This is a genomic window from Pseudomonas thermotolerans DSM 14292, from assembly GCF_000364625.1.
GTDB lineage: Bacteria > Pseudomonadota > Gammaproteobacteria > Pseudomonadales > Pseudomonadaceae > Aquipseudomonas > Aquipseudomonas thermotolerans.
Map to the genome: position 1 here is coordinate 1 of NZ_KB822627.1, position 25,365 is coordinate 25,365.

The 25,365-nt window shown below is 67.5% G+C and carries 20 protein-coding genes and 5 pseudogenes; 11 read left to right on the plus strand and 14 right to left on the minus strand.

Going from position 1 to position 25,365, the window contains the following annotated elements:
* The 3 genes from H165_RS0116585 to H165_RS0116595 form a co-directional block, all read right to left on the minus strand.
* A partial coding sequence (locus tag H165_RS0116585; protein ID WP_017940065.1) for a thiolase family protein occupies window positions 1-403 on the minus strand: 403 nt, incomplete at its 3' end.
* 93 nt (window positions 404-496) lie between these two features.
* On the minus strand, window positions 497-2,269 hold the full coding sequence (locus tag H165_RS0116590) for an acyl-CoA dehydrogenase C-terminal domain-containing protein (RefSeq protein WP_017940066.1): 1,773 nt from the start codon (window positions 2,267-2,269) through the stop codon (window positions 497-499).
* Window positions 2,270-2,462: 193 nt separating this feature from the next.
* The gene (locus H165_RS0116595) at window positions 2,463-4,085 is read right to left on the minus strand and encodes an acyl-CoA synthetase (protein WP_017940067.1); all 1,623 of its coding nucleotides are present in this window, start codon (window positions 4,083-4,085) and stop codon (window positions 2,463-2,465) included.
* 221 nt (window positions 4,086-4,306) lie between these two features.
* Here H165_RS0116595 and H165_RS18740 point away from each other — a divergent pair, with 221 nt between their 5' ends.
* The 5 genes and pseudogenes from H165_RS18740 to H165_RS20020 all read left to right on the plus strand — a co-directional run bounded on the left by H165_RS18740 (window position 4,307) and on the right by H165_RS20020 (window position 10,084).
* On the plus strand, window positions 4,307-6,559 hold the full coding sequence (locus H165_RS18740; protein ID WP_017940068.1) for a PAS domain-containing sensor histidine kinase: 2,253 nt from the start codon (window positions 4,307-4,309) through the stop codon (window positions 6,557-6,559).
* A 23-nt stretch (window positions 6,560-6,582) separates the two neighbouring features.
* On the plus strand, window positions 6,583-7,224 hold the full coding sequence (locus H165_RS0116605; protein WP_017940069.1) for a response regulator transcription factor: 642 nt from the start codon (window positions 6,583-6,585) through the stop codon (window positions 7,222-7,224).
* 307 nt (window positions 7,225-7,531) lie between these two features.
* A pseudogene (locus H165_RS20015) lies at window positions 7,532-8,161 on the plus strand (PAS domain S-box protein); the annotation flags it as partial.
* Window positions 8,133-8,225 (plus strand): annotated as a pseudogene (locus H165_RS20120) (hypothetical protein); the annotation flags it as partial. The pseudogenes H165_RS20015 and H165_RS20120, both read left to right, overlap by 29 nt.
* Window positions 8,198-10,084, plus strand: coding sequence for a putative bifunctional diguanylate cyclase/phosphodiesterase (locus tag H165_RS20020; RefSeq protein WP_282705198.1), 1,887 nt, complete (start codon window positions 8,198-8,200; stop codon window positions 10,082-10,084). The pseudogene H165_RS20120 and the gene H165_RS20020, both read left to right, overlap by 28 nt.
* 27 nt (window positions 10,085-10,111) lie before the next feature.
* Here the strand turns inward: H165_RS20020 and tauC are convergent, their stop codons facing one another.
* From tauC to tauA, 3 genes are all read right to left on the minus strand, one after another.
* Window positions 10,112-10,954, minus strand: a complete 843-nt coding sequence (gene tauC, locus H165_RS0116630; protein WP_017940074.1) for a taurine ABC transporter permease TauC — start codon at window positions 10,952-10,954, stop codon at window positions 10,112-10,114.
* Window positions 10,951-11,733 carry a taurine ABC transporter ATP-binding subunit gene (tauB, locus tag H165_RS0116635; protein WP_017940075.1) on the minus strand — a complete coding sequence of 261 codons (783 nt, stop codon included), beginning with the start codon at window positions 11,731-11,733 and terminating at the stop codon, window positions 10,951-10,953. Before tauB ends, tauC begins: the two co-directional genes overlap by 4 nt.
* A 64-nt stretch (window positions 11,734-11,797) precedes the next feature.
* On the minus strand, window positions 11,798-12,778 hold the full coding sequence (gene tauA / locus H165_RS0116640) for a taurine ABC transporter substrate-binding protein (RefSeq protein ID WP_017940076.1): 981 nt from the start codon (window positions 12,776-12,778) through the stop codon (window positions 11,798-11,800).
* A 263-nt stretch (window positions 12,779-13,041) separates the two neighbouring features.
* On the opposite strand from tauA, the gene H165_RS0116645 reads away from it, so the two are divergent.
* The 3 genes from H165_RS0116645 (at window position 13,042) to efp (ending at window position 16,763) form a co-directional block, all read left to right on the plus strand.
* Complete coding sequence (locus H165_RS0116645) at window positions 13,042-14,946, plus strand: DEAD/DEAH box helicase (protein WP_017940077.1); 1,905 nt, start codon at window positions 13,042-13,044, stop codon at window positions 14,944-14,946.
* 76 nt (window positions 14,947-15,022) lie between these two features.
* Window positions 15,023-16,153 carry an elongation factor P maturation arginine rhamnosyltransferase EarP gene (gene earP, locus H165_RS0116650; RefSeq protein ID WP_017940078.1) on the plus strand — a complete coding sequence of 377 codons (1,131 nt, stop codon included), beginning with the start codon at window positions 15,023-15,025 and terminating at the stop codon, window positions 16,151-16,153.
* Window positions 16,154-16,196: 43 nt separating this feature from the next.
* A complete protein-coding gene (gene efp / locus H165_RS0116655) occupies window positions 16,197-16,763 on the plus strand; it encodes an elongation factor P (protein WP_017940079.1) in 567 nt (188 codons plus the stop codon).
* Between the two features lie 62 nt (window positions 16,764-16,825).
* Here the strand turns inward: efp and H165_RS18750 are convergent.
* The 6 genes and pseudogenes from H165_RS18750 to H165_RS0116685 all read right to left on the minus strand — a co-directional run.
* Window positions 16,826-17,260 (minus strand): annotated as a pseudogene (locus tag H165_RS18750) (alpha/beta hydrolase fold domain-containing protein); the annotation flags it as partial.
* Window positions 17,261-17,263: 3 nt separating this feature from the next.
* Window positions 17,264-18,466 (minus strand): ISL3 family transposase, encoded by a 1,203-nt coding sequence (locus tag H165_RS0116665; protein WP_026146691.1) that lies wholly within the window; start codon window positions 18,464-18,466, stop codon window positions 17,264-17,266.
* Window positions 18,467-18,564: 98 nt separating this feature from the next.
* Window positions 18,565-19,158: pseudogene (locus H165_RS18755) on the minus strand (alpha/beta hydrolase fold domain-containing protein); the annotation flags it as partial.
* A gap of 32 nt (window positions 19,159-19,190) precedes the next feature.
* Window positions 19,191-19,616, minus strand: a complete 426-nt coding sequence (locus H165_RS0116675) for an organic hydroperoxide resistance protein (protein WP_017940083.1) — start codon at window positions 19,614-19,616, stop codon at window positions 19,191-19,193.
* 281 nt (window positions 19,617-19,897) lie between these two features.
* A complete protein-coding gene (locus H165_RS0116680) occupies window positions 19,898-20,335 on the minus strand; it encodes a MarR family winged helix-turn-helix transcriptional regulator (RefSeq protein WP_017940084.1) in 438 nt (145 codons plus the stop codon).
* A gap of 128 nt (window positions 20,336-20,463) precedes the next feature.
* Entirely contained in the window at window positions 20,464-21,318 is an 855-nt protein-coding gene (locus tag H165_RS0116685) for a LysR family transcriptional regulator (protein WP_017940085.1), read from the minus strand.
* A 96-nt stretch (window positions 21,319-21,414) separates the two neighbouring features.
* On the opposite strand from H165_RS0116685, the gene H165_RS0116690 reads away from it, so the two are divergent.
* The 3 genes and pseudogenes from H165_RS0116690 to H165_RS20025 all read left to right on the plus strand — a co-directional run.
* A complete protein-coding gene (locus H165_RS0116690) occupies window positions 21,415-21,648 on the plus strand; it encodes a DUF1127 domain-containing protein (RefSeq protein ID WP_017940086.1) in 234 nt (77 codons plus the stop codon).
* Window positions 21,649-21,808: 160 nt separating this feature from the next.
* Complete coding sequence (locus H165_RS0116695) at window positions 21,809-22,759, plus strand: DMT family transporter (RefSeq protein WP_017940087.1); 951 nt, start codon at window positions 21,809-21,811, stop codon at window positions 22,757-22,759.
* 33 nt (window positions 22,760-22,792) lie between these two features.
* Window positions 22,793-22,888 (plus strand): annotated as a pseudogene (locus H165_RS20025) (hypothetical protein); the annotation flags it as partial.
* 88 nt (window positions 22,889-22,976) lie between these two features.
* Here H165_RS20025 and H165_RS0116700 read toward each other — a convergent pair.
* Window positions 22,977-24,323, minus strand: coding sequence for a class II 3-deoxy-7-phosphoheptulonate synthase (locus tag H165_RS0116700; protein WP_017940088.1), 1,347 nt, complete (start codon window positions 24,321-24,323; stop codon window positions 22,977-22,979).
* 127 nt (window positions 24,324-24,450) lie between these two features.
* Window positions 24,451-25,341 carry a protease HtpX gene (gene htpX, locus H165_RS0116705; protein ID WP_017940089.1) on the minus strand — a complete coding sequence of 297 codons (891 nt, stop codon included), beginning with the start codon at window positions 25,339-25,341 and terminating at the stop codon, window positions 24,451-24,453.
* Between the last annotated feature and the right edge of the window lie 24 nt (window positions 25,342-25,365).

A 25,365-nucleotide genomic window follows, 5' to 3' on the forward strand; every position in this document is an offset into this window, starting at 1 on the left:
CCATGCGCAGGCCGGTGCGCGCGCCGGGCAGCACGTAGGGGGCCAGGCTCATGTTCTCCTGGCCGCCGGCGATCACCACCTCGGCGTCGCCGCAGCGGATCGCCTGGGCGGCCAGGTGCAGGGCCTTGAGTCCGGAGCCGCAGACCTTGTTGAGCGTCATGGCCGGCACGGCGTGCGGCAGCCCGGCGCGGATCGCCGCCTGGCGCGCCGGGTTCTGCCCGGCCCCGGCGGTGAGCACCTGGCCGAGGATCACCTCGTCCACGGCAGCGCCGTCCAGGCCGGTCTGTTCGAGCAGGCGGCGGATCACCGCGGCGCCCAGCTCGGGAGCGGGAAGGTTGGCCAGCGAGCCCTGGAAGCTGCCGATGGCGGTTCGGGTGGCGGCGACGATGACGACTTCACGCATGGATCACTCCATCAGGGTGTGCGGGGAGTACCCGGCTGAATAAAAAGCGCGATGCCCCAATGGGAAATGGCATCGCGTCACGCTCAAGGGGCTTTAGAACTGCTCGGCGTCCAGGCCGTAGAGGGGCGCCGCGCTGGCGCGGATGCTCGCCTCCAGGCTCAGGGTGCGCGGCAGCAGGCGGCGGAAGAAGAACTCGGCGGTGGCCAGCTTGCCGGCGTAGAAGGCCTCGTCCTCGCTGCGCCGCGCCTGGGCGACGGCGGCCATGCGTGCCCAGACGTAGGCGTAGGCGACGTAGCCGAACAGGTGCAGGTATTCCACGGAGGCGGCGCCGATCTCCGCCGGATTGCCGCGCGCCTGCTCCAGCAGCCAGCCGCTGAGGCTTTCCAGACGCTCCAGCTCGGCGAGCAGTTCGCCGGCATAGGCGCTCTCGTGCTGCTGGGCGAAGCTGCGCACCTCGGCGGCGAAGCGGCGCAGCGCGGCACCGCCGTCGGCCACCACCTTGCGGCCGAGCAGGTCGAGGGCCTGGATGCCGTTGGTGCCTTCGTAGATCTGCGCGATGCGCACGTCGCGGACCAGTTGTTCCTGGCCCCATTCGCGGATGTAGCCGTGGCCGCCGAACACTTGCTGGCCGTGCACGCAGCTTTCCAGGCCGGTGTCGGTGAAGAACGCCTTGGCTACCGGAGTGAGCAGGGCGACCAGACTGGCCGCGGCCTTGCGCTCTTCGTCATCCTCGCTGAACTTGGCCAGGTCGAGCTGCTGGCCGACGTAGCAGGCGAAGGCGCGGCCGCCCTCGGTGAGGGCCTTCATGGTCAGCAGCATGCGCCGCACGTCGGGATGCACGATGATCGGGTCGGCGGCCTTGTCCTGGGCCACCGGGCCGGTCGGCGCGCGGCTCTGCAGGCGCTCGCGGGCGTAGCGGACGGCGTTCTGGTAGCTGGCCTCGGCGCAGCCGATGCCCTGGATGCCGATGGACAGGCGCTCGTAGTTCATCATGGTGAACATGGCGGCCAGGCCCTTGTTGGGCTCGCCGATCAGGTAGCCGGTGGCGCCGTCGAAGTTCATCACGCAGGTGGCCGAGGCCTTGATGCCCATCTTGTGCTCGATGGAACCACAGGACACCGCGTTGCGCGCGCCCAGCGAGCCGTCGGCGTTGACCAGCACCTTGGGCACCAGGAACAGCGAGATGCCCTTGGAACCGGCCGGGGCGTCGGGCAGCTTGGCGAGCACCAGGTGGATGATGTTCTCGGTGAGGTCCTGTTCGCCGCCGGTGATGAAGATCTTGCTGCCGGTGACCTTGTAGCTGCCGTCGGCCTGGGGCTCGGCGCGGGTGCGGATCAGTCCCAGGTCGGTGCCGGCGTGGGCCTCGGTGAGGCACATGGAGCCGGCCCAGCGGCCCTCGTACATGGGCGGCAGATAGGTCTGCTTGAGCTCCTCGCTGGCATGGGCGTCGATGGCCAGGCAGGCGCCGGAGGACAGCGCGGAATACAGGGCGAAGCTGGAGCCGGCGGAATAGAGCATCTCCTCGAAGGCCACGGCGAGGGTCTTGGGCATGCCCATGCCGCCGTACTCGGGGTTGCCGGAGAGGCCGACCCAGCCGCCTTGGACGTAGGTGGCATAGGCCTCGCGGAAGCCCGTCGGGGTGGTCACCACGCCGTCCTGCCACTGCGCGCCTTCCTCGTCGCCGCTGCGGTTCAGCGGGGCGATCAGTTGCCCGGTGACCTTGGCCGCCTCCTCAAGGATGGCGTCGGCGGTCTCGGCATCCACGCTACCGGCGAGGGCCGGCAGACGCGCCCAGAGGGTAGGGGCGTCGAAGACCTCGTGGAGGACGAAGCGCATGTCGCGCAGCGGAGCGTTGTACTCGGGCATGGTGGAACCTCGTTGTCGATGGGCGAAAGGCGCGGCCCCTTCGCTGGGCTGCGCCATGCGGTCATAGGCGCCGGCATTCCTGGCGGCGCGGGGCTGACTCAGGCAGGCCGCGCTTGAGCGGCCGGGCAGAGAACACCACTCGGCCCTTGCGGACAAGGGCCGGGGGAGGGCTGCGCTGGAGGACCGGAGCGCCTTACAGGGCCTTGGCCATGTCGCGCAGCACGTACTTCTGGATCTTGCCGGTGGAGGTCTTCGGCAGCTGGGTGAAGACCACGGTCCTGGGTACCTTGAAGCCGGCCAGGTGTTCCCGGCAGAAGCTGATGATGTCGGCTTCGCTAGTGTCCTGGTGGTCGGCCTTGAGGGTGACGAAGGCGCACGGCGTCTCGCCCCATTTCTCGTCCGGACGGGCCACCACGGCGGCCTCGAGGACGGCCGGGTGACGGTAGAGCACGCCTTCCAGCTCGATGGTGGAGATGTTCTCGCCGCCGGAGATGATGATGTCCTTCAGGCGGTCGCGGATCTCCACGTAGCCGTCCGGATGCCAGACCGCCAGGTCGCCGGTGTGGAACCAGCCGCCGGAGAAGGCTTCCTCGGTGGCGCTGGGGTTCTTCAGGTAGCCCTTCATCACGGTGTTGCCGCGCATGAAGATCTCGCCGATGGTCTCGCCGTCGCGCGGTACCGGCTCCAGGGTCTTGGGATCGCCGACCATCACCCCTTCCAGGGTCGGGTAGCGCACGCCCTGGCGGGCCTTGATGCGGGCACGCTCGTCCAGGCTGAGCTGATCCCACTCCTCATGCCAGGCGCATACGGTGACCGGGCCGTAGACCTCGGTGAGGCCGTAGACGTGGGTGACCTTGATGCCCATTTCCTCCACGGCGCCGATCACCTTGGCCGGCGGCGCGGCACCGGCGACCATGGCGTGCACCGGGTGGTCGATGGCCGTCTTGGCGGATTCCGGCATGTTCACCAAGGCGTTGAGCACGATGGGCGCGCCGCACAGGTGGGTAACCTGGTGCTCGCGGATCAGGGTGAGGATCTTCTGCGGGTCGACGCGGCGCAGGCAGACGTGCACGCCGGCCAGGGCGGTGACCGTCCAGGGGTAGCACCAGCCGTTGCAGTGGAACATCGGCAGGGTCCACAGGTATACCGGGTGGTGGCCCATGGCCCAGGTCATCTGGTTGCCCAGGGCGTTCAGGTAGGCGCCGCGGTGGTGGTAGACCACGCCCTTCGGGTTGCCGGTGGTGCCGGAGGTGTAGTTGAGGCTGATGGCCTGCCATTCGTCGTCGGGCCACTGCCAGGCGAACTCGGGGTCGCCCTCGGCGAGGAAGGCCTCGTAGTCCAGCTCGCTGACCGCCTGGCCCTCGCCGTATTCAGGGTCGTCCACGTCGATCACCAGCGGCGGGTGGTCGAGCATGCCGATAGCGGCGTGGATCACCTCGTGGAACTCGCGGTCGGTGATCAGCACCTTGGCTTCGCCGTGCTGCAGCATGAAGGCGATGGCCTCGGCGTCCAGGCGCACGTTCAGGGTGTTGAGCACCGCGCCGATCATCGGCACGCCGAAGTGCGCCTCGAGCATCGCCGGGATATTCGGCAGCATCACCGCCACAGTATCGCCCTTGCCGACGCCGCGCCCGGCCAGCGCGGAGGCCAGGCGCCGGCAGCGCGCGTAGGTCTCCGCCCAGGTGCGGCGGATCGAGCCGTGGATCACGGCAGGGTAATGGGGATAAACGCTGGCGGTGCGCTCGATGAAGCTGAGCGGGGTGAGGGCGATATGGTTGACGGCAGCAGGGGCGAGACCCTGATCGAAAATCGACATGCTGGATACCCGATAGCTGATTGTTAGCGGCCATCTCTCAGAGGGTGCTGGAGAACTGGCTAATTGTTCGGGGAGATTTATATAGCGATGCTGTTTTCGTATGGAAGTTATACCTGTGTCTTATGGTATTTCTACTATACGTGCTTCGACCTTGGTTCTAGGCTGGCCAAGCCCCTCGGGGCCAGGCGTTATGCTTGCCGTCTTTGGACAAGAGACTCGCCATGAATGCTCCGCCGGTTCGTCTGAAAACCTGGCTGCGCCTGCAGCGCGAAGAGGTGCCTCTGGGGACCCGCGCGGATGCGCTGTGCCAGGTACTGCGTAGCTGCGCGGAGGTACGCCAGGCCTTCTATCTGAGCTGGCAGGCGCATGCCGGCATCTACAGCCACGAGGGTTCCGGTCAGCAGCTGCCGCCGGGGCAGGGTGATCCTCTCGAGGCCAGCGACCGGCAACTGTTCGAGCGTCTGAGTGCCGCCGGCAGCCTCAGCCTGGGGGCGGTGCGCCAGCTCGACTGCTGGCTGGCGGGGCGGCTGCGCCGGGCGGCGATCCGCCGCGGCCGGGTCTTCGACCTGGCCCTGGAGGCGAACCGCCCGGGGCTGCTGCTGGTGGAGCTGGGCGAGGGGGTGTCCCAGGGCTGGCTGGCCTGGGTGCACGAGCTGCTCGACGCGCTGCTGGCGCTGTCCGGCGAGCTGTCGCGCGGCTCGCCGCTGCTCGGCCTGGACCCCCAGCCGAGCCTGCTGCTGGATGCCGAGGCGCGCCCCCTGGAGCTGAACGCCGCTCTGCTGGCACTGCTCGCCGAGCGTCCGCTGGCCGAGCTGGCCTCCTTCCTGCCGGTCAACCAGCGCGCCCTGGTGCGCGCCTGCCTGCAGCAGCGACGGGCCATCGAGGAGGTGGAGGCGAGCTGCGGCGAGCGCATCCTGGTCTGGACCTTCATCCCCGATCCCCGGAAAAACCACGTGCTGGCCCGTGCCCGTGAGGCCAGCGCGCAGGTGCGTGCCGAACGCGAGGCGGCCCAGGCCCGGCGCCTGTACCGGCTGATCACCGAGAACACCACCGACCTGATTTCCCGGCATACCCCGGATGGCCGCTTCCTCGACGCCTCGCCGGCGTCCTGGACCCTGCTCGGTTACTGGCCCGAGGAGCTGCGCGGCCGCCCGGTCCAGGAGCTGTTCCACGCCCAGGACCTGGCCCAGTTGGTGCACGCCGCCCGCGACGCCCTAGCCCAGGACGGCTACCACACCATGAGCTTCCGTATCCGCCACCGCGACGGCCACTACCTGTGGTTCGAGACCGCCAGCCGGGCGATCCGTGAGACTTATACCGGCGACGTGGTGGAGGTGGTAAGCGTGTCCCGCGACATCACCGCGCGGGTGCAGGCCGAGGAGAACCGTCGGCGCCTGGCCGAGGTGGTTTCGGCGAACACCGACTTGGTGCTGTTCCTCGACGCCGAAGGGCACATCACCTATTTGAATCCGGCGGCGCGGCGCGCCCTGCGGCTCGACGAGAGCCAGACGATGCCGCAGCTGGCCGAGCTGTTCTCCGCCGAGGAGCTGCAGCGCCTGCACGGCGAGGGCCGGGCCAGCGCCGAGCGCTGCGGAGTATGGAGCGCCGACGCACGCCTGCAGCCGCCGGGCGGTGCGCCTTCGCTGCCGGTCTCCCTGGTGCTGCTGGCCCACCAGGCGGCCGGTGGCGAACGCTACTACTCGCTGGTGGCCCGTGACATGCGCGAGCGCGAACTGCGCGAGGCCCAGCAGCGCCGCCATCAGGACGAACTGGCGCACACCGCGCGGCTGGTGACTCTCGGCGAGCTGGCCTCGGGGATCGCTCACGAGATCAACCAGCCGCTGGCCGCGGTGGTCAACTATGCCAGCGCCAGCCAGCGCTACCTGCAGGCTCTGGGGCAGAATCCGCAGGCCGCCGAGCGGGTCGCCCAGGGCCTGGAGCGGATCACCGAGCACGCCAACCACGCCTCGGAGGTGATCCGCCGCCTGCGTGCCTTCCTGCGCAAGGGGCAGCGGCGTATGCAGGCCCTGGACGTGGCCGAGGTGGCCCGCGAGGCGGTGCGCCTTTGCGCCTGGGAAGCCGATGCCCGGCAGGTGACTATCCTCGAGCAATTGTCGGACAATCTGCCGCCGGTCTACGCCGACCGGGTGTTGCTCGAGCAGGTGTTGCTCAACCTGCTGCGCAACGCCATCGATGCCAATGCCGAGGCCCATCCGGGCCAGGACTCCGAGGTCGAGCTGCTGGCCCGGGCCGAGGCGGGCGGCCTGGCCATCGAGGTCCGCGACCAGGGGCCGGGGCTCGGCGATGCCGAGCTGGAGCAGGTGTTCACGCCGTTCTACACCAGCAAGCCGGAGGGCCTAGGGCTCGGTCTGTCGATGAGCCGCAGCATAGTCGAAGGCTTCGGCGGTTTCCTGGACGGCCGGCGGGGGGAGCAGGGCGGTCTGGTGATGCGCTGCTGGCTGCCGGTGCACTGATAAGAAGAGGGGACGCTAGGGGAATGACTCAGGTGGTGTACGTGGTGGACGACGATCAGGGAATGCTCGAGTCCACCGTCTGGCTGCTCGAATCGGTCGGCCTCAAGGCGCTACCGTTCACCAACGGGCGGGCTTTTCTGGAGGCCTGCGATCCGGCCCTGGAGGCCTGCGTGCTGCTCGACGTGCGCATGCCCGGGATGGGCGGGCTGAACGTCCAAGAGGAGATGCGCGCGCGGGGTATCGACCTGCCGATCATCTTCGTCAGCGGCCACGCCGACGTGCCCATAGTGGTGCGCGCCTTCAAGGCTGGCGCGCGGGACTTCATCGAGAAGCCCTACAACGAGCAGCTGCTCCTCGACAGCGTGCAGCAGGCCCTGGCCTGTCAGCAGCAGAAGCGCAGTAACCATGGCGTGGATGCCGACCTGCAGCGCCGCCTGGACAGGCTGACCCCGCGCGAGCGCGACGTACTGCTGCCGCTGGTGCAGGGCTACACCAACCGCGAGATCGCCGAGCAGTTGCAGGTCAGCGTGAAGACCGTGGACCTCTACCGCTCCCGGGTAATGAAGCGCATGCAGGCCGAGCGCCTGCCCGACCTGGTCGGCATGGCCATCGCTGCCGGCCTGGTTGAGCCGCTCAACCTGCGTGCCAGGGGGCTTTCGGCATGAGGTATCGGGATCTGCCGATTTATTGACCCAAGTTAATGATGGACATGAGCTATACAGGTATCAATGCGCCACTATTCGTCCAGCGCAATGCAGCGTTTCGCCCTGATGCAGGAAGGATGGGCCGCTGCGAAGGAGCGCACACCATGCAGGGATTCGGGAGCGGCCACTCTCGGTCGCCTTATCCTCCTTTGGGCATCCTGGCCAGCATCCGGCAGATCCCGACCCTGTACGTCCGTGGCGCCGCTGCACGGCTCTCGACCATTGCCCTGAGGCTTCCCTCAATCCCCGTCCTGTGACTGTCGCGCCCATGACCGCACCGAATCTATCCGAGATCCTCGTACAAACCCTGGAGCAGGCAATCGACGGTGTCGTGGTCATCGACAGCGACAATCGCATCATCCTCTTCAACCGGGCGGCGGAGCAGCTCTGGGGGCTGGGGCGCGACGAGGTGCTCGGCCACAACGTACGCACGCTGATGCCGCCGGAGTTCCGGGAGCGCCACGACAGCTACATCGAGGCCAACCGCTGCACTGGGGTCAACCGGATCATCGGTGGCAGCCTGGATGTGCCCATCCTGCGTGCCGACGGGGAACGCCGCTGGGGCTCCATGTCGATCTCCAAGATCCAGGCGGAGGGGCAGATCATCTACGCGGCCTTCGTCAAGGACGTCACCCGCCAGTACGAGGAAAGCGCCAAGCTCAACCTGCTGTCTCTGGTGGTGGACCACACCGACCATGCTGTGCTGATCACTGACATGGAGTGGCGGACCACCTACGTGAACGCCGGCTTCTGCCGACTGTTCGGCTATGCCCAGGAGGAGGTCATCGGCCGCACGCCGATCGCCATGGTCGCTCCCTACTTCAGTGCGGCGCGTATCGAGGAGGTACGCAGGCAAGGTACGCAGGCAACTGACCGAAGGAAAGCCCTACCACGCCGAGGAAGTCGCCTGTACCAAGGATGGCAAGCGCATCTGGTGCAAGAGCGCCACCAACCCGGTGTTCGATGCCAGCGGCCAGTTGACTGGCACCGTGACCGTGCTCACCGACATCACCCAGGTGAAGATCCACGAGGTGCTGCAGAGCTGCATGCTCCAGGCGATGATCCAGGAGGAACCGCTGGAAAAGGTGATGGAGCTGGCCTGTCGCGAGGTGGAGAACTTCGCCCCCGAGGTGCTGGCCTCTGTGCTGCGGGTCGACGAGCAGGGCCACGTCCATCCGCTGGCGGCGCCCAGCCTGCCGGAGAGCTACTCGCGGGCCCTCGACGGGTGCCCATCGGGCCCAACTCCGGCTCCTGCGGAACCGCTGCCTACCTGGGCGAGCCGGTGCTCTGTTCTGACATCGAGCACGACCCGCGCTGGGCCGACTACAAGCACCTGGCCCTGCCGCTGGGCCTGCGCGCCTGCTGGTCGGTGCCGATCAAGTCCAGCACCGGCCGGGTGCTCGGCACCTTCGCCTTCTACTACCGCGAACCGTGCAGCCCCTCGCCGCTGCACGAGCGGCTGGTGGAGGTCAGCGTGCACCTTTGCGCCCTGGCCCTGGAGCGCGAGGAATCCCGTTCGCACATCCGCCAGCTGGCCTACTACGACAGCCTGACCGGCCTGCCCAACCGCAGCCTGCTGCACATCCGCGCCGAGGAAGCGCTGGCCGAGGTGGCGCGTCAGGAGGATTCCCTGGCCGTGCTGTTCATCGACGTGGACCGCTTCAAGCAGGTCAACGACTCCCTCGGCCTGACCGCCGGCGACGAGCTGCTGCGGGTGATCGCCGAACGCCTGGGGCGCTGGCGGCAGCATTCCGACATCGTCAGCCGGATGTCGGTGGACGAATTCGTGCTGGTCCTGCCGTACTGCGGCAGCGAGCAGATCACCGAGAAGGTCGAGCAAGTCAAGTCGATACTCACCGCGCCGGTGTCCATCGCCGGCACCCTCTTCAAACCGTCGATCAGCATTGGCATCAGCCTGTACCCCGGCGACGGCCAGGACATCACCAGCCTGATCCACCGTGCCGATATGGCCATGTCCCAGGCGAAACAGGCGGAGCGCGGCGGCTTCCGCTTCTACAGTCCGGAACTGAACAGTATCGCCCAGGAGCGTCTGGCCCTGGAGAATGCCCTGCGCGAGGCTTTGACCGACGGCAGCCTGCAGCTCTACTACCAGCCCCAGGTATGTCTGGACGACGGCCGCCTCTACGGCCTGGAGGCGCTGGCCCGCTGGCATCATCCGGTGCTCGGCGACATCTCTCCGGTGCGCTTCATCCCGCTGGCCGAGGACTGCGGCCTGATCGGCGGGCTGGGCCTCTGGGCCCTGCGCGAGGCCTGCCGGCAGCTCGCCGAATGGCGCCGCAACGGCCTCGAGGTGCCCACGGTGGCGGTCAACCTGTCGCCGACCAATTTCCACAACCTCGAACTGCCGGCCTTCATCGAGCAGGTCCTGACCAGCCACGGGCTGCAGCCCGGTGACCTGACCCTGGAGATCACCGAGAGCGTGCTGATGGACAGCAACCCCGGCACCCTGGAGACCCTGCATGCGGTGCACGAGCAGGGCGTGCGGCTGTCCATGGACGACTTCGGCACCGGCTACTCGAGTCTCAGCTATCTGCGCCGACTGCCGATCCAGGAGCTCAAGCTGGACCGCAGCTTCGTCCTCGACCTGGAACACGACGCTACCAACCGGGCGCTCAGCGAGGCGGTCATCCGCCTGGGCGAAAGCCTTGATCTCACGGTGGTCGCCGAGGGTATCGAGAGCGAGGCCCAGCACCGTCTGCTGGCCGAGCAGGGCTACCACGTGGCCCAGGGCTACCTGTTCGCCCGGCCCCTGGCCGCGCCGGACCTGGCAGCCTGGCTGCGCGCCCGCCGGCAGGACTGATCAGGCACTCGGCCCGCAGTTGTCGCTTCAGTGCGCCTGGCCGTGCCAGGGCACCAGCTTGCGCTGCAGGGCGCGCAGGCCCAGTTCCAGAGCGAAGGCGATCAGGGCGATGACCAGGATGCCGAGGATCACCACGTCGGTGACCAGGAACTGCGCCGCTGACTGGACCATGAAGCCCAGCCCGCGGGTGGCGGCGATCAGTTCGGCGGCCACCAGGGTCGACCAGCCGACGCCGAGGCCGATGCGGATGCCGGTGAGTATCTCCGGCAGGGCGCCGGGGAGGATTACGTGGCGCACCAGCTGGGCCGGGCTGGCGCCCAGCGACTGGGCGGCGCGCAGCCTGGCCGGGTCGACGCTGCGTACCCCGGTGGCGGTGGCGATGGCCAGCGGGGCGAAGATCGCCAGGTAGATCAACAGCACCTTGGACAGCTCGCCGATGCCGCACCAGATGACGATCAGCGGCAGGTAGGCGAGCGGCGGGATCGGCCGGTAGAACTCGATCAGCGGATCGAAGATGCCGCGCACCAGGCGGTGACGGCCGATGGCGATGCCCAGCGGAATGGCGGTGAGCAGCGCGGCGAGCAGGGCCAGGCCGATGCGTCCGAGACTGGCGGCCAGGTGCTGGCCCAGGCTGGCCTCCATGTACCCCTCGCCGAGCAGTCGCCAGGCGCGCGCCAGCACCGCCTGCGGGCTGGGCAGGAACAGCGGCTCGATTAGCCCGGCGCTGGTCACTGCCCACCAGGCGAACAGCAGGCCGGCCACGGTCAAGCCGCCGATCAGCGCCAGGCTCGGCTCGCGGCGCGGGCGGTGTTCAGTGGATGTTGCGGGGTTGGCCGGGGCGGGCAGTTCCAGGCTGTCCAGACTGCTCATGCGGACCTCCTAAGACGCTCGGCGAAGACCTGGGCGAGCACGTGCTCGCGGGTTTCGATGAAGCGCGGATCGGACTTGATCGACCGCGCGCTTTCCCCGGCGGCGTAGCGCTGAGCGAAGTCCAGGCTCAGGCGCTCGGCGATGCGTCCGGGGTTGGGGGCGAGGAGGATCAGGTCGGTGGCCAGGAACACCGCCTCCTCGATGTCGTGGGTGATTAGCAGCACCGGCTTGCGGGTGCGTTGCCAGACCTGCAGGAGCAGTTCCTGCATCTGCTCGCGGATGAAGGCATCCAGGGCGCCGAAGGGCTCGTCCATCAGCAGCACCCGGGGATCGGCGGCCAGCGCCCGGGCCAGACCGACGCGCTGCTTCTGCCCGCCGGACAGTTCCCAGATGCGCCGCCGCTCGAAGCCGGCCAGGTCGACCAGGGCCAGCAGCTGGCGCGCCCTGGCTTCTCGTTCGGCGCGCGGCACTCCGGCCAGCTGCAGGCCGAAGGCGACGTTGCCGAGCACGTCCTGCCAGGGCAGCAGGGCGTCGTCCTGGAACACCACGCCGCGTTCGGCGCCGGGGCCCTGCACCGGCACGCCGTCGAGGCTGATGCGTCCGGCGCTGGGGGCGACGAAGCCGGCGATCAGGTTGAGCAGGGTGGTCTTGCCGCTGCCGGACGGCCCGAGAGCGACCAGCAGTTGGCCGGGGCCGAGGCACAGGGAAATGTCGTGGAGTACCGGGCCGGTGGCGCCGGGGTACCGGGCGCTGACGCGCAGCAGTTCGAGTAGTGCCATGGGAGACTCCGGGAAGTGTGGACGCGATGGGCGGCGTCCCTACCGCACCCTCGCGAAACTCGGCTCAGTTGGCCACGTACTGGTTGCTCACGTAGGGCGAGTAGTCCGGCAGCACCGCTTCCACCTTGCCCTGTTCCTTGAGGAAGCGAGCGGTGTCGGTGATCGCTTGGACGGTGGGCGCGCCGAGGACCTGGGCCTGATCGGCAGCCAGGGGGAAGACGTTGCCCTGCAGCAGTAGCGGGATGTCTTCGGCCTTGGCGCCGGAGAGTCTGACCACCTTGGCGATGTTCTCCGGGTTGTCCAGCCAGGCCTGAGGGTCCTTGCGGTACTCGGCGTAGGCGTCCAGGGTCACCTGGGCGAAAGCGCGGACCACCTCGGGGTGCTTCTCGGCGAAGTCCTTGCGCACGATCCAGGCGTCGAAGGTGGGCGCGCCCAGCTTGCTCAGCTCGCCGGAGCTGATCAGCACCTTGCCGCTCTGCTTGGCGACCCCTAGGGCAGGATCCCAGACGTAGGTGGCGTCGATGTCGCCGCGCTGCCAGGCGGAGATGATCGCCGGCGGCGCCAGGTTGAGGATCTGCACCTTGCCCGGGTCGATCTGCCAGTGCTTGAGAGCGGCCAGCAGGCTGTAGTGGCCGGTGGAGACGAAGGGCACCGCGACCTTCTTGCCGACCAGGTCCTGCGGCTGGTCGATGCCGCTGCCGTTGCGTGCCACCAGGGCTTCGCCATCGCCGATCTGGGTGGCGATCAGGAAGGTCTGGATCGGCAGCTGGCGGGTCGCTGCGGCGGCCAGGGGGCTGGAGCCTACGTAGCCGATCTGCACGTCGCCGGACGCCACCGCGGTGATCACCTCGGCGCCACCGTCGAACTTGCGCCAGTCGATCTTCGACTGGGTGGCTTTTTCGTAGGCACCGTCGGCCTGGGCCACCTTGGCTGGGTCGACGGTGGTCTGGTAGGCGACGGTGAAGTCGGCCGCCTGGGCTGCGAAGGACAGGACGGAGAGGGTCAGGGCGCTGAACAGGCGGCGCGGAAACGGACTGGCGGGCATGGCAGTTCTCCAAGCGAGACCGGCCGCGGGCGGAAGGCCGGATCATGAAAAGGTTTTTCAGGCGATTTCAGAATCCGGTGGTCCGGTTTGACAAAGCTAAACGATCTAAAAAATTAAATATAAATACTTTTTTGATATTAGCTTAGGCGGGAAGGCTCTTGACTCGGAGCGCAGCGTTCCGTTCCTCGGACGGTTTACCGGTCGCCGGGCAAAAGCACTTATCATTCAGGCACTTATCTCTTGCCCGGAGCGGAATCCGTAGGATGTTGTCTGCCGTCAAGCGCTACCAACAGCTGTTCGCCGGCGCCCTGGCGCGATGCTTCCCGCGGACCGCCGCCTACCTGCGCGCCGAGCGCGAGGCGGCCGAGCCGCAGCCGGTGAAAGCGCGCAGGAAGAAGGCCGCCAGCCGCAGCACGTGCGTCAGCAAGCCCGCCGGCAAGCCGGCTGCCGCCAGCGCCGGGATCTACGGCCCGGCGCCCTGGAAGATCGCCGCGGAGCAGGTGGCGGCGATGCGCGCCAGGGTGGCGGAAGCCGTCGCCGCCGGCGTGATCGGCGCCCCCTCGGACGAGCAGTGGGCGATGATCCTCGCTCGCCAGCCGCTGACCCGGATCTTTGCCGGGGCCGGCTCCGGCAAGTCCACCACCCTGATCCTGCGGGTGGTGTTCATGCTCTGCCACCTGGGCATCGCGCCGGAACGCCTGACGGTAATCTCCTTCACCAATGCCTCTTGCGCCGAGCTGCGCGAGCGGCTGAGCAAGGTGCTGGCGTTCTGGGGCTATCCCTTCGAGGCCGCCCAGGCCCGTCAGTGCGTGCGCACCTTCCACTCGGCCATGGGCGTGCTGGCTCGCGAGCTGCTGGGCGATCCGGTCTGGTTCGAGCAGTTGGAGGAGCCTGGCGAGCCGGACAATCCGCTGGCCGGCGGGCGCCTGCGCCCGGCCCAGCAGTGCGTCTTGCGGCAGGTCTACCAGGCTTGCTATGCCGAGGACGAGCGCTTCCGCGCACTGGTCCATGGCCTGCTGGGCTCCCCCGTGCCCGAGTCGGAGGGGCGGCGGCGCGGCAAGCCCAGGGCGCCGCTGGAGGGCTTCCGGCTGGCCGGGGAGTTCGCCGCCGTGCCCTTGTTCGAGGCCTTCTATGTGCAGGCCGGGTTCATCGAGAGCATCGGCCTGCGCGTCGACCGTCTGGAGCCGCACAGGCTGGCCTGTCCACCCCGGGAGCGGCAATTCGTCGAGGCGCTCCAGTTGTTCTGGGCGCGCTTCGAGGCACAGCTGGCCGGGCAGGGTATGCTGACCTTCAACGCCGCCTTCCGTCAGCTCGGCGAGCGCCTGGCTGGTGAGGGGCAGGGCGTCACCACGGCGCAGCTGGCGCCCCTGAGCCACCTGTTGATCGACGAGTTCCAGGACATTTCGCCGCAGATCGTCCAGTGGCTGCAGGCCGTGCATCGCCAGTTGGTGCGTCGCGGAGAGAAGGTCAGCCTGATGGCCATCGGCGACGACTGGCAGTCCATCTACGGTTGGCGCGGCAGTTCACCGGAGCTGTTCATGGACTTCGACCGTCACTTCCCGTTCCGTGGCAAGGCTAGGAAGAGCGCCGTGCTGCTGCTGAACACCAACTACCGCTCCATCGAGCCGGTGATCCGCGACGCCGAGGCGCTGCTGGCCGAGGTGGCCTGCAAGCAGGCCAAGCACAGCCGGGCGTTCCGGGCCATGCAGGCCGGCGACCACGGCGTGCGCCTGGTGCAGGGCTTCGACTCGAAGAGCCGCCTGCCGGAGCTGCTGGCCGAGATCCGCGCCCAGTGCGAGCATGTCGCCACTCGCCAGCGGGCCGAACGCACCGCGGTGCTGGTGCTGAGTCGGCGCAACGAGCCGCTGCGGGCGATCCAGGCGCAGCTGGGCAAGCGCCTGCCGGTGCGCTGCTACAGCATCCACCGCGCCAAGGGTCTGCAAGCCGAGGTGGCGATCATCCTCGATGACTGTCTGGCACCGGAGTCGCATCCGCTGCGCAATGCGCTGTACGCCTGCTCGGGGTTCTTTCGCAACACTTACGACCAGGCGATGCGCGACGAAAGCCTGCGCCTGGCCTACGTGGCCATCACTCGCGGGGTGAGCCGGGTGCTCTGGTTCGTGCGCAAGGCCCAGGGCGCGGCCCGGCTGCTGGCGGCGCGGGGCTGAGGGCTGGAGTTCGCCGTGGTCGGGCGCTATGGTGCCGGCCTGAAGCGACGAGCCCTTCCTTTATTGGGTCGAAACCATGAAAGCCACCTGGGACATCTTCTGCAGCGTCGTCGACAACTACGGTGACATCGGCGTGACCTGGCGCCTGGCCCGCCAACTGGTGGCCGAGCACGGCCAGGCGGTGCGCCTCTGGGTGGACGACCTGCGCGCCTTCGCGCGACTCTGCCCGGACGCCGATCCCCGGGCCGACCGCCAGTGGCAGCGCGGCGTCGAGGTACGCGCCTGGCACCCGGACTGGCGCCCGGTGGAACCAGCCGAGGTGGTGATCGAGGCCTTCGCTTGCCAGCTGCCGGAGGCCTACGTGCAGGCCCTGGTCGGGCGCCAGGGGCGGCTGTGGCTGAATCTCGAGTACCTGAGCGCCGAGGACTGGGTGACAGGCTGCCACGGCCTGCCATCGCCGCAGCCCGACGGCCTGGCCAAGTACTTCTTCTTTCCCGGCTTCGACGCAGCCACCGGCGGCCTGCCGCGGGAGCGCGGGCTGCTGGAGCGGCGCGATGCCTTCCGTGCCGATCGCCAGGCGCAGCAGGCCTTCCTGCTGGCGTTGGGCGTGCAGCGCCGCCCCGAGGCGCTGCTGATCTCCCTGTTCAGCTACGAGAATCCGGGGCTCGGCAGCTGGCTGGATGCACTTGCGACGTCCGCCGAGACGACCCAACTGTTGGTGCCGGAAGGGCGCATCCTCGGCGACCTGGAAGCCTGGCTCGGCATTGCCGGGTTGCGCGCCGGCGACTGCCAGCGGCGCGGCGCGCTGAGCATCCACGTGCTGCCCTTCGTGGAGCAGGACGACTACGACCGTCTCCTGTGGTGCTGCGACTTCAACCTGGTGCGTGGCGAGGACTCCTTCCTGCGCGGCCAGTGGGCGGGCCGACCGCTGCTCTGGCACATCTACCAGCAGGAGGAGGGCGCTCACTGGGCGAAGCTGGAGGCCTTCCTCGACCTCTACCTGGCGGATATTGAGCCCGCCGCCGCCATCGCGCTGCGCGGCCTGTGGCGCGCCTGGAACGCCGGGGAGGCCCTGGCCGAGCCCTGGCTGGCGGTTCGGGCCAACTGGTCGGAGCTCTGCGCCCATGCCGAACGCTGGGCCCGGGAACTGGCGGGGCAGGAGGACCTGGCGGCAAAGCTGGTGCAGTTTTGCGCAACTCGGCTATGATACGCGGCCTGTTTTTTGTCTCCCATTCAAGACGGATATCCGTATGAAAACCGCACAAGAGTTTCGTGCCGGCCAAGTGGCCATGATCAACGGCGAGCCCTGGGTCATCCAGAAAGCCGAATACAACAAATCCGGCCGTAACGCCGCCGTGGTCAAGATGAAGCTGAAGAACCTGCTCAATGGCCAGGCCACCGAGACCGTGTACAAAGCCGACGACAAGTTCGAGCCGGTCATCCTCGAGCGCAAGGAAGTGACCTTCTCCTACTTCGCCGACCCCATGTACGTGTTCATGGACAGCGAGTTCAACCAGTACGAGATCGAGAAGGACGACTTGGGCGACACCCTGAACTACATCGAAGACGGCATGCAGGACGTCTGCGAAGCGGTGTTCTACAACGAGCGCGTGATCTCCATCGAGATGCCGACCACCATCGTGCGGCAGATCGCCTACACCGAACCGGCCGTGCGTGGCGATACCTCCGGCAAGGTGATGAAGACCGCCCGCCTGAACAACGGCTACGAACTGAAAGTGGCTGAATTCTGCGAAATCGGCGACTACATCGAGATCGATACCCGCACCGGCGAGTACAAGGCCCGCGCCAAGGTCTGATCCCGATCGCGAGCATGCAAAGGCCCGGCAACTTGCCGGGCCTTTTCGTTTCTGCTGCAGGGTTACTGCAGGTGCTTCTTCAGCTCCTCGCCGGCCTGACGCAGGGCCGCCCGTACCGCCGGCACCTCGCTGACCACGTTGAGCAGGCCGAAGTCGTGGATCATGCCGTTGTAGCGCACCGCGGTGACCTCCACACCGGCTGCGTCCAGCTTGCGAGCGTAGGCTTCGCCTTCGTCGCGCAGCACGTCGAACTCGGCGGTCTGCACCAGCGCCGGCGGCAGGCCCTGGAGCTGATCGGGCGTGGCCTGCAGCGGCGAAGCGTGGATCTCGGCACGCTGCCTGGGATCGGTGGTGTAGCTGTCCCAGAACCACTTCATCATGTTGCGAGTGAGGAAGTGCCCTTCGGCGAACTGCTGGTAGGAGGCGTTATCGAAGCTGGCGTCGGTCACCGGCCAGAGCAGCAGCTGGTAGCGCAGCTTCGGCGTGCCTTTTTCCTTGGTTCATCGCGCTTTCCCGGGGAAGGCGGCCTTGATTTTCAGGAAGAAGTAGGCTGAGTCCCGGAAGCCATAGGCCATGCGCTTGATCACCTTGATGCGGTTGTTCACACCCTCCAGGACGCTGGTATGCATGGGGAAGCAAGCACTGGCGAGAATGCCCCGGGCATATTTGCGCAGGTTGCGGGCGAAGCGCTGTAGCGGTGCGAGACCGCTGTCCCGGGCATGCCGCAGCCAGGCTCGCCAGCGCCGCCAGCCTTCCCGCACGCTGGGGGCGTACCAGACTTCCTTCAGGGCATCCTTGAGCACATAGACCGTGGCCAGCGGCTGGTTGGCCGCGAGCAGTTCCTGCAATTGCACGGCCTGCCCGTCCTTGAGGTTTTCGCGATTGCGCAGCAGCAGCCAGCGGCTTTGCTTGACCACCTTGCGCGCCGGCTTGTCCTCGCGCAGGCGGTTGGCCTGGTCGACCCGGATGCGGTCGATCACCTCGCGCCCGTAGCGCGCCACCACATGGAACAGGTCGTACACCACTTCGGCCCGTGGGCAATGCTGTTTCACCTCCAGGTCGAACGCCGTGTTCATGTCCATCGCCACCGCCTCGATCTGCTGACAGCGTTCGCCGAGCAACTCGAAGAACGGGCGGATCGCCTCACGGCTGTTGCCGTGGCCGACCCACAGCACCCGCGTCCGCTCGGCATCCATGATCACCGTGGCGTAACGATGGCCCTTGTGCAGGGCGAACTCATCCATCACCAAGCGGCGGACGTCGCCTGGCTCAAACGCGCCAACCGAGGCTTCCAAGCGGCGCTTGTCGAGTGCCTTGAGGGTGTGCCAGTGCAGGCCGGTGAGGCGACTGACGTGGCTGATCGGCAACAGTTGCAGCAAGCCCTCGAGCCAGGCGCGCATGCGCTGGGTCAAGCGGGAGGCCGGCTCCAGCCAGTCAATCCGCTCGGTTACCCGCCCGCAACTCAGGCAGTCGACACGACGCACCGGCAGTTGCAGCAGGACGCGCTGGTCGAGCAGATCGCGATCACGCACCTGACGGACTCGCCGCTCGTGGATCAACGGGCTGGGCTTGGCACACCGGCTGCAAATCGGTAAGCGCTCGGCCTGGGGTTCGAGGCTGATTAGCAGGGTGCCGTGAGTGGCTTGGCGACAGGCGACAATCGCGTAGCCTGGCCAGAAAGCGGCAAGATCAATAGGATGCACGGCGACAGCAGGGCGTGGGAGTTGGTTTGTTTGGCGACTGCCAATCTACCCACTTCCCTGACTGTCAACTCGCTCTTTCCCCCGATTCCGCGAAGAACCTTTTCCTTGGCCATCAGCGCCACTACCGCGGCCATGTTGCCGCCGACGCTGTTACCGGCCACCGCCAGGCGCGAGCCATCCACACCAATCTCCCTGCCATGCTCGGCGACCCAGCGGGTTGCGGCGTAGGCCTGGTTGATCGCCACTGGGTACTTGGCTTCCGGCGACGGCGTGTAACCGACGTAGACCGCCACCGCCCCGGAATTCACCACCAGGTCGCGGATCAGCCGGGCGTGGGTCGGGTAGTCGCCGAGCACCCAGCCGCCACCGTGGAAGAACATGAACACCGGTATTTCGCCCCGGGCGCCCTCCGGGCGGACGATGGTCAGAGGGATGCTCCGCCCGTCGGCCTGAATGGTCCGGTCCTCCACTGTGATGCCGGAGAGATCGACCTTGACGCCCTCCTGGGCACCGACCAGCACGGCGCGGGCATCCTTGGGCGAAAGGGTTTCCAGCGGCTGGCCACCCCCGGCTTCCAGGGCTTCGAGGAAGCGTTGGGTGTTGCGTTCGACGCCAGGGCTACCGGCGGCCAGGGCGGTACCGACGGCCAGGGCGAGCAGGCTGCCGGCGGCAAAGGTGCTGATCGGTTTCATTGCAGGGTCCTCGGGTAATGGGGGATCGGGGCTCAGACGAGATTCAGGCGGACTTCGATGTTGCCGCGGGTGGCGTTGGAGTACGGGCAGACCTGGTGGGCTGCGGCGATCAGCTCTTCGGCGACCGCGCGGTCGAGGCCGGGCAGGCTGATGTTCAGCTCCACCTCCAGGCCGAAGCCGCCGGGAATCTGGCCTATGCCGACCTTGCCGGTGATCGAGGCGTCAGCCGGGAAGGAGATCTTCTTCTGGCTGGCGACGAACTTCAGGGCACCGATGAAGCAGGCCGAGTAGCCGGCGGCGAACAGCTGCTCCGGGTTGGTGGCGTTGCCACCCTGGCCGCCCAGTTCGTGGGGGGTGGTCAGCTTTACGTCCAGGTTGCCGTCGGTGGAAACGGCGCGGCCGTCGCGGCCTCCGGTGGCGGTTACGGTGGCGGTGTACAGGGCTTTGATCGGTTGCATGGTGGTATGCCTCGCATTTGGTTTGCTTGATAATGTTTTGCGCACTAATTAGTGCGTGAGGCGAACTCTAGCAGGATTAACTTGGCGCGCAAGATATTTGTGTGATTTATTTGTTATAGGGATGATCAGAAAACGAAATAAGGGCCGACCTCAGCCCGCACGCGAGTGGCGGTGAGACGACTGGAGGGCGAGGGTTGGGGCTGGGCGGGGGGTGGTGCGGCGTCCGCAGGCGGCATCGGGGAAGTGTGCGGCCGGGAGCCGTTCGACCGCGGGAGAGGGGATCAGAGTGTTTCCAGGAGTCTGGCGCGCAGTTCCACCAACTCCTGCTTGAGGCTCAGCAATTCGTCCGTGGACTGTCCGGTGGCTTTGACGATGCAGCTGGGAATCGCTTCGGCCTGATGCTGCAGGTCGCGGCCCTTGTCGGTGAGGTGCAGCTCGACGACCCGCTCGTCGTTGCTGCTGCGGATGCGGCGGATCAGGCCCTCGGCCTCCAGGCGCTTGAGCAGCGGGGTGACCGAGCCGGGATCGGTGAGCAGGCGCTGGCTGAGTTCGCTGACGGTGATGCCGTCGCGCTCCCAGAGCACCAGCATGGCCAGGTACTGCGGGTAGGTGAGGTTGAGCGCCTGGAGCAGCGGCTTGTAGACCTTGGTCATGGCCAGGGAGGTGGAGTACAGGGCAAAGCACAACTGGTTGTCCAGACGTAGCTGCTCGCAGCTCATGGCGGATCTCCGGGAAGCGGGCGTGCCCTCAATTTAGCGTGCAGAGCTATTGCGTGCAAAATGTTGGAGTCCGAGCTTGATGTCCGCCGCGGCGCCGGCGGCCCCCGGCAGTCCGCCGCGGCGATGGTTCAGATCCGGAAGCCCTCGGCGATGTGCTCGGCGAGGGTTTCGGTGACCTCGGACTGGCTGCGCGGATTGCGCAGCAGCACGATGCTAGCCATCGGCATGGGCGGCAGGCCCTCGGCCTGACCGATGATGCGCATGTCCGGGGGGATCAGACTCTGCAGCTGCGCGGTGACCGCCAGCCCGGCACTGACCACCGCCATGATCGCCGACAGGCTGGGGCTGGTGTAGGCGATGCGGTAGTCGCGCTCCATGGCGTCCAGGGCATTGCACGCCCAGTCGCGACAGAAGCATTCGGTGTTGAACATCGCCAGCGGCAGCGGCTCCTGCTCGTGGGGGCTGAAGCCCTGGGCCTCGGCCCAGACGATGTGCTCCTGGCGCAGCAGCTGGCCGATCTCCTTGCCTGGCTCGCGGGTGACGATGGTCAGGTCGAGGTCGTGGCGCTGCAGCAGCTGGCTGGAGGGCTCGCAGTGCACCTCCACCTGGATCAGCGGGAAGCTCTGCGCGAAGCGCGACAGTATCCCAGGCAGGAAGCGCATCACGTAGTCGTCCGGGGTGCCGATGCGCACCGAGCCGACCATGTGCGGCTGGCGCAGGGTGTTGAGCACCTCGCCGTGCAGCTTGAGGATGCGCCGCGCATAGCCGAGCAACACCTGGCCCTCCGCAGTGAGACGCACCTGGCGGCCGTCGCGCTCGAACAGCGGGCGCTGCAGTACGTCTTCCTCTAGTCGCTTCATCTGCATGCTTACCGCCGACTGGGTGCGGTTCAGCGCATCCGCGGCGCGGGTGAAGCCGCCGTAGTCGGCGATGGCCACGAAGGTGCGCAGCAGTTCGCTGTCGATGCTGGGGTAGTTGGCCATTAATCAATCTCGCAGATGCACAGCATCAGAAACATTTGTTGGATTGATCCTAACTCCGGCAGGAGACTGGCGCCATCCAACACGGAGGGCGATGCGATGAAAGGTCAATTCGGTTTCGTTGGAACTCCGTCCACGACCAAGGATCGGCCGGTCCACCCGTCCTGGCTGAAACTGGCCTGGCGCAAGGTCAGGCGCTGGTATGAGTTGGCCTACCAGCGCCGGCAGCTGGCTAGCCTCAGCGACGAGATGCTCAAGGACATCGGTCTCAGCCGGGCGGATGTGATGCAGGAAAGTGAGCGGCCATTCTGGGATGATCCGCTCGACAGTTGAAACCCGACCGGGCACCCGACAGCGGGTGCCCCCAAGGAAGCATGATGATCCGGCAATCCCCTTCACTTCAGTGCGATCCCGCCCATCCTCTCCTGTGTCCCGGCCATCCGCCCCGCCGTGCCGGTGCATCCACTGCCGCGCAAGCGCGACGGAGGGCGGCATGAGCACGCAACGCAAGGGGGCCGATAGCTTCCTGTTCCAGGCGATGCTGTTTCTCTGCGCCATCTGGGGGATGCAGCAGGTAGCGATCAAGCTGGCCGCTGCGGACATCGCGCCGGTCATGCAGGTGGCCCTGCGCTCGGGGATCGCCGCCGTGCTGGTCGGCGGACTGATGTGCTGGCGGCGGATCGGCAGCGGTTGGCTGGCACCCACCTGGCGGGCCGGGCTGCTGGCCGGGGTGCTGTTCGCCCTGGAGTTCTTCTTCGTGGCCCGCGGCCTGCACTATACCTCGGCCTCGCATCTCTCGGTGTTCCTCTACACCGCGCCGATCTTCTCGGCACTCGGCCTGCACCTGCTGCTGCCCAGCGAGCGCCTGAAACCGCTGCAGTGGCTGGGTATCGGCGTGTGCTTCGGCGGCGTGGCGATGGCCTTCGGCGGCGGGGGCTGGGACGAGCTGGACAGCCGCATGCTGCTCGGCGACGCCCTCGGCCTGCTGGCCGGAGTGTCCTGGGGCGCTACCACCGTGGTGGTGCGCGGCTCGCGGCTGTCCGAGGCGCCGCCGACCCTGACCCTGTTCTACCAGCTGCTGGTCGGCTTCGTGCTGCTGCTTGGCTACGCCATCGCGGTCGGCCAGCACTGGCCGCTGCGCTGGACGCCGGTCAGCATCGGCAGCCTGCTGCTGCAGGGCGTGCTAGTGTCCTTCTTCAGCTTCCTGGCCTGGTTCTGGCTGCTGCGTCGCTACCTGGCTTCCAACCTGGCGGTGTTCTCCTTCATGACCCCAATGTTCGGTGTGAGCTTCGGGGTGCTGATCCTCGACGAGCCCCTGAGCCTCGACTTCCTGATCGGCGCCGCGCTGGTGTTGCTGGGGATCAGTCTGGTCAGCAGCCATGCTTGGCTGCGCGAACGGCTGGCCAGACTGGCTTCGCGGCGTGTGCCCGGTGCCGAAGGCTGAAGCGCTGTCCCTGCGCCAGGCATGGCGCCTGGCCTGAGCGCCGGCAGCCTGAGCCGTCGAGCCGGGCCCTGGTGGGACTGGGGCGTGGAACGGCACGCTCTGGCATGGCTGTTCGCCGCCGGTGAGCTGCGGGCTCAGGAGCCGGACGAGGCGGGGCTGGCCCCGGGCGTGCCTTGCCTGTCCGCGCAGGCTCAGGGCGCTGTTCCGAACGTCCCGGTCAGCGGCGTATCTGCTTGAGCGTCTCGGCGATCATGAAGGCCAGTTCCAGGGATTGGTCTGCGTTCATGCGCGGGTCGCAGTGGGTGTGGTAGCGGTCGGAGAGGCCGTCTTCGGTGATCGGCCGGGCGCCACCGAGGCATTCGGTGACGTTCTGTCCGGTCATTTCGATGTGGATGCCGCCGGCGTAGGTGCCCTCGGCCTGGTGGACGTCGAAGAACTGCCGCACCTCGCGGAGGATCTGTGCGAACTCGCGGGTCTTGTAGCCGCTGGAGGCCTTGATGGTGTTGCCGTGCATGGGGTCGGAGCTCCACAGCACCTGACGGCCTTCCGCCTTGACCCGGCGCAGCAGCGGCGGGAAGCCGTTCTCCACCTTGTCGGCACCCATGCGCACGATCAGGTTGAGGCGGCCCGGGTCGTTGTCCGGGTTGAGGATGTCGATCAGGCGGATTAGCTCGTCCGGGTCGGTGCTCGGGCCGATCTTCACCCCGATGGGGTTGCCGATGCCGCGCATGAACTCGACGTGGGCGCCGTCCAGCTGGCGGGTACGGTCGCCGATCCACAGCATGTGCGCCGAGCAGTCGTACCAGTCGCCGGTCAGGCTGTCGCGGCGCACGAAGGCTTCCTCGTAGTTGAGCAGCAGCGCCTCGTGGGCGGTGAAGAAGCTCACCTCGCGCAGCTGCGGCGCGTCATCCAGGCCGCAGGCGCGCATGAAGGCCAGGGTCTCGTCGATGCGGTCGGCGAGCTGGCTGTACTTCTCGGCCAGCGCCGAGTTGGCGATGAAGTCGAGGTTCCACTGGTGCACTTGGTGCAGGTCGGCGAAGCCGCCTTGGGCGAAGGCGCGCAGCAGGTTGAGCGTGGCGGTGGCCTGGTGGTAGGCCTGCAGCAGGCGCTCCGGATCCGGCACCCGGCTGGCGGCGTCGAAGGCGATGCCGTTGACGATGTCGCCGCGGTAGGCGGGCAGGGTGACGCCGCCGATGGTCTCCACGTCGGAGGAGCGCGGTTTGGCGAACTGTCCGGCCATGCGCCCGACCTTGACCACCGGGCAGCCGGCGGCGAAGGTCATCACCACCGCCATCTGCAGCAGCACCTTGAAGGTGTCGCGGATCTTCGCCGCGCTGAATTCGGCGAAGCTCTCCGCGCAGTCGCCGCCCTGCAGCAGGAAGGCGCGGCCCTGGGTGACCTCGGCGAACTGCCGGCGCAGTTCACGGGCCTCGCCGGCGAACACCAGCGGCGGGAAGCCGGCCAGGGTGCGCTCCACCTCGGCAAGACGTTCGGGATCGGGGTAAGCAGGCTGCTGGCGGATCGGCCTGCCGCGCCAGCTGTCGGGACTCCAGGGTTGGTTCATCGCGGATTCTGTGCAGTGGTTTGCCTGATCCCGCATGGTACCTCATCCCCGCGCAGGCGGAGCGCCGAGCGTGGCGCGGGCACGAAAAAGGGCAGCCGAGGCTGCCCTTGTTCTTCTTGCGTACCGATCAGGCCATGCGCCGGCGCAGGGCCTCGATGCGCACTTCCAGCGGCGGGTGGCTCATGAACAGGCTCATCAGGCCCTGCTTGAGGCCACCGTTGATGCCGAAGGCGGTCAGGCTGTCGGGCATGTGCACCGGTACCCCCTGTTCGGCGCGCAGGCGTTGCAGGGCGTTGATCATCGCCCCGGTGCCGGCCAGGTCGGCGCCGGCCGCGTCGGCGCGGAACTCGCGGTAGCGGGAGAACCACATGACGATGATGGTGGCGAGGATACCCAGCACCAGCTCGGCGACGATGGTGGCGATGTAGAAGGCCGGACCGTGGCCCTCTTCAGTCTTGAACACCGCCTTGTCGATGAAGTTGCCGAAGATTCGCGCGAAGAACATCACGAAGGTGTTCACCACGCCCTGCACCAGGGCCAGGGTGACCATGTCGCCATTGGCCACGTGGCCGATCTCGTGGGCCAGCACGGCGCGCACCTCGTCCGGCGAGAAGCGCTCCAGCAGGCCCTGGCTGACCGCCACCAGGGCGTCGTTCTTGTTCCAGCCGGTGGCGAAGGCGTTGGCCTCGTAGGCGGGGAAGATGCCGACCTCGGGCATCTTGATGCCGGCCTCGCGGGACAACTCCTGGACGGTCTGCAGCAGCCACTGCTCGTGGCGGGTGCGCGGCTGGGTGATCACCTGGGTGCCGGTGCTCATCTTCGCCATCCACTTGGAGATGAACAGCGAGAACAGCGAGCCGGCGAAGCCGAACACGCCGCAGAACACCAGCAACTGCTGGAGATCCAGATCGATGCCGTTGGCGGCCATGAACCCGTTGAAGCCGAGCAGGCTCAGGGTGATGCTGGCGATCAGGATCACCGCCAGGTTGGTGGCCAGGAACAGCAGGATGCGCATCATGATGGAAAGCTTCTCCTCACGGCG

Coding starts and splice junctions, on each gene's coding strand:
- H165_RS0116590 (WP_017940066.1), bottom strand. CDS start 2,269: ATGCCCGAGTACAACGCTCCGCTGCGCGACATGCGCTTCGTCCTCCAC.
- H165_RS0116595 (WP_017940067.1), bottom strand. CDS start 4,085: ATGTCGATTTTCGATCAGGGTCTCGCCCCTGCTGCCGTCAACCATATC.
- H165_RS18740 (WP_017940068.1), top strand. CDS start 4,307: ATGAATGCTCCGCCGGTTCGTCTGAAAACCTGGCTGCGCCTGCAGCGC.
- H165_RS0116605 (WP_017940069.1), top strand. CDS start 6,583: ATGACTCAGGTGGTGTACGTGGTGGACGACGATCAGGGAATGCTCGAG.
- tauC (WP_017940074.1), bottom strand. CDS start 10,954: ATGAGCAGTCTGGACAGCCTGGAACTGCCCGCCCCGGCCAACCCCGCA.
- tauB (WP_017940075.1), bottom strand. CDS start 11,733: ATGGCACTACTCGAACTGCTGCGCGTCAGCGCCCGGTACCCCGGCGCC.
- tauA (WP_017940076.1), bottom strand. CDS start 12,778: ATGCCCGCCAGTCCGTTTCCGCGCCGCCTGTTCAGCGCCCTGACCCTC.
- H165_RS0116645 (WP_017940077.1), top strand. CDS start 13,042: ATGTTGTCTGCCGTCAAGCGCTACCAACAGCTGTTCGCCGGCGCCCTG.
- earP (WP_017940078.1), top strand. CDS start 15,023: ATGAAAGCCACCTGGGACATCTTCTGCAGCGTCGTCGACAACTACGGT.
- efp (WP_017940079.1), top strand. CDS start 16,197: ATGAAAACCGCACAAGAGTTTCGTGCCGGCCAAGTGGCCATGATCAAC.
- H165_RS0116675 (WP_017940083.1), bottom strand. CDS start 19,616: ATGCAACCGATCAAAGCCCTGTACACCGCCACCGTAACCGCCACCGGA.
- H165_RS0116680 (WP_017940084.1), bottom strand. CDS start 20,335: ATGAGCTGCGAGCAGCTACGTCTGGACAACCAGTTGTGCTTTGCCCTG.
- H165_RS0116685 (WP_017940085.1), bottom strand. CDS start 21,318: ATGGCCAACTACCCCAGCATCGACAGCGAACTGCTGCGCACCTTCGTG.
- H165_RS0116690 (WP_017940086.1), top strand. CDS start 21,415: ATGAAAGGTCAATTCGGTTTCGTTGGAACTCCGTCCACGACCAAGGAT.
- H165_RS0116695 (WP_017940087.1), top strand. CDS start 21,809: ATGAGCACGCAACGCAAGGGGGCCGATAGCTTCCTGTTCCAGGCGATG.
- H165_RS0116700 (WP_017940088.1), bottom strand. CDS start 24,323: ATGAACCAACCCTGGAGTCCCGACAGCTGGCGCGGCAGGCCGATCCGC.
- htpX (WP_017940089.1), bottom strand. CDS start 25,341: ATGATGCGCATCCTGCTGTTCCTGGCCACCAACCTGGCGGTGATCCTG.